The 7,207-nt window shown below is 37.0% G+C and carries 7 protein-coding genes and 1 other RNA gene; 5 read left to right on the plus strand and 3 right to left on the minus strand.

All coding sequences use genetic code 11. The features are described 5' to 3' along the window. Window positions 1-110 precede the first annotated feature (110 nt). An RNA gene (ffs, locus tag VIH09_RS03520) (signal recognition particle sRNA small type) lies at window positions 111-208 on the minus strand. A gap of 87 nt (window positions 209-295) precedes the next feature. Here ffs and VIH09_RS03525 point away from each other — a divergent pair. Both VIH09_RS03525 and hutI read left to right on the plus strand, forming a co-directional pair. After that, window positions 296-1,345, plus strand: coding sequence for a glutaminyl-peptide cyclotransferase (locus VIH09_RS03525; protein ID WP_331577941.1), 1,050 nt, complete (start codon window positions 296-298; stop codon window positions 1,343-1,345). 7 nt (window positions 1,346-1,352) lie between these two features. Continuing rightward, complete coding sequence (gene hutI / locus VIH09_RS03530; RefSeq protein ID WP_331577943.1) at window positions 1,353-2,591, plus strand: imidazolonepropionase; 1,239 nt, start codon at window positions 1,353-1,355, stop codon at window positions 2,589-2,591. Window positions 2,592-2,647: 56 nt separating this feature from the next. On the opposite strand, the gene VIH09_RS03535 is transcribed toward hutI, so the two are convergent. Further along, window positions 2,648-3,532 carry a hypothetical protein gene (locus VIH09_RS03535; RefSeq protein WP_331577945.1) on the minus strand — a complete coding sequence of 295 codons (885 nt, stop codon included), beginning with the start codon at window positions 3,530-3,532 and terminating at the stop codon, window positions 2,648-2,650. 93 nt (window positions 3,533-3,625) lie between these two features. Here VIH09_RS03535 and VIH09_RS03540 point away from each other — a divergent pair, with 93 nt between their 5' ends. The 3 genes from VIH09_RS03540 to VIH09_RS03550 all read left to right on the plus strand — a co-directional run bounded on the left by VIH09_RS03540 (window position 3,626) and on the right by VIH09_RS03550 (window position 6,716). After that, on the plus strand, window positions 3,626-4,663 hold the full coding sequence (locus VIH09_RS03540) for a formimidoylglutamase (RefSeq protein WP_331577947.1): 1,038 nt from the start codon (window positions 3,626-3,628) through the stop codon (window positions 4,661-4,663). A 137-nt stretch (window positions 4,664-4,800) separates the two neighbouring features. Continuing rightward, window positions 4,801-6,060: a DEAD/DEAH box helicase gene (locus VIH09_RS03545; protein ID WP_331577949.1), complete on the plus strand. Its 1,260-nt coding sequence runs from the start codon at window positions 4,801-4,803 to the stop codon at window positions 6,058-6,060. 176 nt (window positions 6,061-6,236) lie between these two features. After that, on the plus strand, window positions 6,237-6,716 hold the full coding sequence (locus tag VIH09_RS03550) for an Hsp20/alpha crystallin family protein (protein ID WP_331577951.1): 480 nt from the start codon (window positions 6,237-6,239) through the stop codon (window positions 6,714-6,716). A gap of 76 nt (window positions 6,717-6,792) precedes the next feature. Here VIH09_RS03550 and VIH09_RS03555 read toward each other — a convergent pair. After that, the coding region (locus VIH09_RS03555; protein WP_331577953.1) for a response regulator at window positions 6,793-7,207 on the minus strand (415 nt) is incomplete at its 5' end.

Raw genomic sequence — 7,207 nt, forward strand, 5'->3', positions numbered from 1 at the left:
CCAAAAATAAAAAAATCCTCCAAAAGGAAGACCGTTATTGTTTTTATTTTGAAAACATTTCAAAATTGACATAAAAAAAATCTGAACCGCCTTAGCGAACAGATTAGAAAAAATGGCAAGCGACCTACATCGCACCGCTCAACCACGTACCCTTGCTATGTTCCCATCCTGGGGGAGTCTGCAGGAGCTGGTCGTGTAGGACTTGCCGCTGCAAATATACAATCTTTTTATATTTTTGCAAGCGCTTTGTGCTCTTAAAATAACATTGTATATTGGTATCTTCAAAATTTAAACAATGAAAAAATATAACTTACTATCTATCATTTTATTAGGAATCACTCTTTCTGGTTGTGAGGATACAAAAAAAGGAGAAAACACGATATTTAATTTCGACACTTCGAAATTTGCTGCAAAATACCAGCCACAAGAAGCGCTTACCTTGGCAATTTTGAATCCGGAATCCAAGAAAGTCGACAGCATCATATACTATGTGAATGATAAAAAAATAGCTTCGAAAAACAACCTAGACAAACTGACTTTTGAATTGAAAGACCAAAAATTAGGCTATCAAAACCTAAAAGCGTTGGTGTATTATGATGGAGAAAACTCAGAAGCAACGACAAGAGTGGAACTAGTTTCAAATGTGAAACCCAAATTGCTTAAATACACCATTGTAAATACCTACCCGCATGATACGGCATCTTTCACGGAGGGATTAGAGTTTTATAGGGATACCTTGTACGAAAGTACCGGTCAAAAGGGTTCGTCTTTTTTCAGAAAATACGATTACAAAACCGGCAAAATATACAAACAGGTTGATCTTGATTCAAAATATTTTGGAGAGGGAATTACCTTCCTTAACGGCAAGATGTACCAATTGACTTGGCAGGAAAAAACAGGTTTTATCTACAATGCAAACACACTAAAACTCGAAAAAACTTTTACCTACGACAAAGACATCGAAGGTTGGGGAATGACTAATGACGGGAAATACATTTACCAAACGGATAAAACAGAGAAAATTTGGAAAATGGATCCAGAAACACAAAAAATGATCGACTATATCAATGTCTATTCGGGTGATTCAAAAATCAAATCGATCAATGAACTGGAATGGATCAACGGAAAAATCTACACCAACGTTTGGCAAAAAGATGCCATTGCCGTAGTAGACCCTAAGAATGGTGCTGTTGAAGGAATATTGGATTTGTCTGGTTTACGAAAATTTGTAAAAAATGAAACCGCTGAAGTTTTAAACGGAATCGCTTATAATCCCAAAACAAAAACCATCTTTGTGACCGGTAAAAACTGGGATAAACTCTTTGAAATTAAAGTTTCTGAATAAACAAAAAATGACAACACTAATCACCAATATCAAGGAGCTGCTGCAAATACGGGAAACGGGAATCACAAAAGTTTCTGGGGCCGAAATGGCTATCCTTCCAACGATCAAGAACGCATACTTGTTAATTAAAGATAATTTGATTGCCGGTTTTGGCTCCATGGAAAATTTATCCGAAACAGAAGCCGACACCCTTATTGATGCGACAGGAAAAATGGTTTTACCTACTTGGTGCGACAGCCATACCCACATTGTGTATGCCGGGAATCGAGAACAGGAGTTTGTGGATCGTATCAACGGAATGACCTATGAAGAAATAGCCAACCGTGGTGGTGGCATCTTAAATTCGGCCAAGAAACTGAATGAATCATCAGAAGAAGAAATCTACAGCCAATCAAAAGAACGACTGGAAGAAGTGATGCGATTGGGAACTGGAGCGGTCGAAATTAAATCCGGATACGGACTTACTTTGGATGGTGAATTAAAGATTCTTCGTGTAATTCAACAATTGTCACAACATTACCCCATCACTATAAAAGCCACTTTTCTGGGAGCTCATGCCTTTCCATTGGAATACAAAGAAAACAGAAAAGGCTACATTGATTTGATCATCAATGAAATGCTTCCTGAAATTGCAAAGAACCAGCTCGCCGAATACATAGATGTTTTTTGCGAAACGGGCTATTTTACCGTTGCCGAAACGGAACAAATTATTGAAGCGGGAATCCGTTTTGGCTTAAAGCCAAAAATTCACGTGAACCAATTCAATTCTATCGGTGGGGTTCAAGCAGCCGTAAAATATGATGCTCTTTCTGTCGATCACCTAGAGGTAATTAAGCCGGAAGACATTGTTGCCTTAAAAAACACCGAGACGATGCCGGTGGCTTTGCCATCCTGCTCCTACTTTTTGAGTATCCCATATACACCGGCTCGCGAAATGATAACCGCTGGACTTCCGATTGCGCTTGCAACGGACTACAATCCCGGATCAACCCCATCCGGAAACATGAATTTCGTCGTGGCTACTGCCTGCATAAAGATGAAAATGACTCCCGAGGAAGCAATAAACGCAGCTACAATAAATGGCGCTTATGCGATGGGAGTATCAGACTCGCATGGAAGTATCACCATTGGCAAAAAGGCGAATCTTATTATCACAAAACCGATTCCCTCCTACTACCAACTGCCCTATGCATTTGGCAGCAACTTAATTGACGCTGTATTCCTGGAAGGACAACATATTATATAAAAAAAGAGGAGCTATTTAGCTCCTCTTTTTTTATGAATTCAATAAACTTATATCCATTAATTCAAAACAAAACTAGTTTTAGAAACTAACTCGCCTTGGTTAAATATATTGATATAATACGTTCCTTTAGCAAAGTCTTTTCCTTTCAAATCTCTTGAAACATTCACCGTTTTGTTTTCATAAGCAACATTAACCGCAAAGCTATACGTCAAAGTATTGTCTCCAAAAGTTTCCGTTTTTTTATCGCCTAAAACGTTATTTTTACTGTCGATGACTTGAACTTGATACGTTTTGTCCCCTGATTGGGCAATTTGATTTTCAGCAATTGTAAAATTAACTCTAAGAACATCAGCTCTGCTTGCTTTGTCAGTTTCTATCTGTTTACCAGAACTTCTTAGTTTAAAAGCGGATCCACTAGTGTTCAATACCGTTAATTTCGATCCTTTTTCGACCGCTTTTGCCAGTTCCTCGTTTTGTCCCGCTAGCGTTTCAACATTTTTCTTAGTTTCATCCAATACAACGACCGTACTGTCACGTTGAGTGGTTAGAGTCGTGTTTTCCTTTTTCAAATTTTCATTTTCTGCCATTAAAACTTTCATATTGCTTTGCAAAGCATTAAATTGAGTTCTGTATTTCGCAAGTGAAGCAACATCCCCTTTAGACTTGTTCAGATCAGCCATCAAGTTTACCACTTTGTCCCTTTCTTGAATCAATTCGTCTGACATGGAGGTGTTTTCGGAAATTGCGGCATCATAAGTTGCTTTTAAATCTCCCAAATCCTTCATAACTGATTCTTTTTCAGTCATCGTGGTTTTCAACTCAGTTTGCACTGTGGTCACATCAGATGTAACTTTAAAAATATAAACTAAACTTCCCACCAGTAAAACTGCTAATACAGCAATTATCGCTTTAAGACTTGAACTACTTTTTTGATTTTCCATTTTTATTAATTTTTTTCCAAATTTAACAATATATATTAAAGTTAAACGAAAGTTAACACAATTATAGTATTTTTGAAAAATATTTTTTTTTTTATGGAAAAGCTTCTGCCTTTTACAACGAATGATCTCGCCAAAATTACCAACCATAGAAGCGGGGAAATAAAATTTGGGGAAAAAATGATTACAATTCCCAAAGGAACTGATCCAATATCATTTTTAGAAAGCTGCGAAGCGAAATATGTTCTGTTAGGGATTCCTGAAGATATTGGAATAAGAGCCAATTACGGAAGACCAGGGGCCGCATCCGCTTGGGATAGCGCTATAAAAAGCATTGCCAACATTCAACACAATCGTTTTTGCAAAGGAAGCCAGCTGATTGTTTTGGGACAGGTTAATGTTTGTGACGAAATGAAAGAAGTCGAACATTTAGACTTCCATGATGTGGACGACCGTTCCAAATTAAGTCAGTTGGTGGAAAGAATTGACAAGGACGTTTCCCATATTATTTTTAATATTATCAAAGCAGGAAAAACCCCAATTATTATTGGAGGAGGACACAATAATTCTTACGGCAACATCAAAGGTGCCGCACTTGCGAAGGGTAAACCTGTAAATGCCATAAATTTTGACGCACATTCCGATTTTAGAATCTTAGAAGGGCGCCATAGCGGAAATGGTTTTTCGTACGCTTATGAAGAAGGCTTTCTGAAAAAGTATTTCGTTTTTGGTTTGCATGAAAATTACACTTCCAAAAGTGTACTGGACCTAATTAAAAAAACCGAAGATCGCGTACGCTACAATACGTACGACAGTTTAAAAATAAGAAAAGAAAAAGAATTCAAACAAGAAATGAATAATGCGCTAGCATTTATCGAAACTGATTTTTTCGGAATCGAAATTGATTTGGATGCAATTCCAAATATTGCAAGCAGCGCAATGACTTTGAGTGGTTTTTCTGTAGAAGAGCTAAGACAGTTTATTTCCTTTTTCGGCAAAAACAAAAATGCCACTTACATTCATATATGTGAAGGGGCTCCTGATTTAGACGAAGAGAAAAACAATCACCTGATAGGCAAATTGATCGGTTATTTAGTCACTGACTTTATAAAATCAAACAGTATCGTCGCATAATCAAAACCTCAAACTTTACAACATATAATATGTTTTACTTCATCTGTATATTTTGAACAAATAGGCATCAAAAATAATAATCCTATCTTTGCAAAAACTATCCATGTACCTAATACAGGATATTTAATTTCAAAAACATGTTATTCGAAGATTTATCGCTTTCAAAAAGTATCCAAAGAGCCGTATATGAACAAGGCTATACTACCCCCACTCCCATCCAAGAACAATCAATCCCTCTCGTTTTAGCAGGCAAGGATTTGATTGGTTGTGCACAAACAGGCACCGGAAAAACGGGAGCATTTGCCATACCCATTATACACCAGTTACACCGTATTGTAGGATCGTCAAAGAAAGCAAAACAAATTCGCGCCCTAGTTGTAACTCCTACACGAGAATTAGCGGTTCAAATAGGCCAGAGTTTTGACACCTACGGGAAATACACCAATTTAACGCAATTGACCATTTTTGGAGGGGTTTCCCAGAATCCCCAAGTAGATGCGCTGAAAAACGGTGTTGACATTTTAATTGCAACCCCAGGAAGGTTATTAGACTTACATAAGCAAGGATTTATCGATCTTGACCATTTACATGCGTTGGTACTTGATGAAGCAGATCAAATGCTTGATATGGGTTTTGTAAACGATGTGAAAAAAATCGTGAAACTTACCCCTAAAAACAGACAGACCTTATTTTTCTCTGCAACGATGCCAATCGCCATAAGAGAACTTGCCGAAATGTTCCTGACTAATCCGGAAACAGTAACCGTATCCCCAGTTTCTTCAACGGCGGAGAATGTGGAGCAACATGTTTACTTTGTTGAAAAAACAGAGAAAAGAAACCTGTTGTATCATTTGATCAAGAATCAAGATTTATCGGATGTATTGGTTTTTTCAAGAACAAAACACGGTGCTGACAATGTTGTTAAGGCTTTACGTAAAAATAACATTGCTGCTGAAGCCATTCATGGTGACAAATCACAAAATGCCAGACAACGTGTTTTGGAAGCATTCAAAAACAAAGAGGTTGGAGTTCTTGTTGCTACAGATATAGCTGCTCGTGGAATCGATATTGACCAATTACCATATGTAATTAATTTCGATTTACCCAACATCCCTGAAACCTACGTACACCGTATTGGTAGAACTGGTCGCGCCGGTAACGGCGGAGTTGCCATTTCTTTTTGCAGTAAAGATGAACACGGCTATTGGAAGGACATTCAGAAATTAATAAAAGTTGACGTTAAAACTGTTAGCGACCATCCTTACCCATGGCATTCCGGTAGTCCCGAGACCGCGCCAGGAGGATCAACCAAACCGAAAAATTCAAATAGAAGTGGCGGCGCGCATAAATCCAGAAAATCAGATGCTTCGAAACAAAATAAGAAACGCTGGTACTAGTTAAATTATAAAGCGAATAATGAAACTGTAAGAAATGCCTTTTACCACACCGGTAAAAGGCGTTTTTTATTACGTAATACCTTAATACAGAGTTAATTAACCGCTATTCTGATGTTTTTATAAAAGATTTTTGTAATTTTAAATAAATGATTAACAAACCTTTAAACTTTTAAATTATGAAAACATTAGTAAAAAGAAATGGCGGTTTTGTGCCTTTAGTGACAAGCCCGTTTTTACCAACAGTAGACACGTTTTTTGAAGATTTCGCTCCGCTGGATCTTATGGACTGGACCGACAGAAGCCTCGCTTCAATTGGCGGCAGTTTGCCATCTGTAAACTTAAAGGAAACGGACAAAAAAATTGAAATTGAATTGGCTGCCCCAGGTTTGAAAAAAGAAGATTTCAAGGTTGAAATTGACAATAATATGCTTTCTATTTCTTCAGAAAAAGAACAAGAAAAAGAAGAGACCAGAAAAAAAGGCAATTATTACAGAAAAGAATTTAATTACCAATCGTTTCGCAGATCATTCAGCCTTCCTGATTATGCTGATGAAAATAAAATCAGTGCCAACTATAAAGACGGCATCCTTCATGTCGAAATTGATAAAAAAGAAGGAGCAAAACAAACAATGGCTAAGACTATAGCCATCAAATAAAAAATAAAAGTCTAAAATAATTAATCGCAAAATCACTTAAAACTGATTTTGCGATTTTTATTTTATCCTTCAACGCTTATACTAAAGGTCCTTCCGCGACTTTATATATTAGTTGATTAATCGTTTTAACCAATAGTGCAGGTGCGAATGGTTTAATAAGAATATCGTTAATTCCGGCTGCAATAGCTTCTTCCGATATTTCCTCTTTATCAAAAGCAGTTAAAGCGATTATACTGGTATTGATCCCTTTTCTGCGAATTCTCCTGGTGGTTTCAAACCCATTCATCACGGGCATGTTGATATCCATTAAAATAACGTCAAATTGCAAAGTGTCCAGCATTTCAAGAGCCGCCAATCCCGAATCCACAACTGTACATTTGTAATTGTATTTTTCGATTATTTTTTTTGTGATTAACTGATTTATCGAATTGTCATCAACCACTAAAACATTGAAAATTTGACCGGCGGTTAAATCGACCTGAATATTGTTT

The organism is Flavobacterium sp. (assembly GCF_036515215.1).
GTDB lineage: Bacteria > Bacteroidota > Bacteroidia > Flavobacteriales > Flavobacteriaceae > Flavobacterium.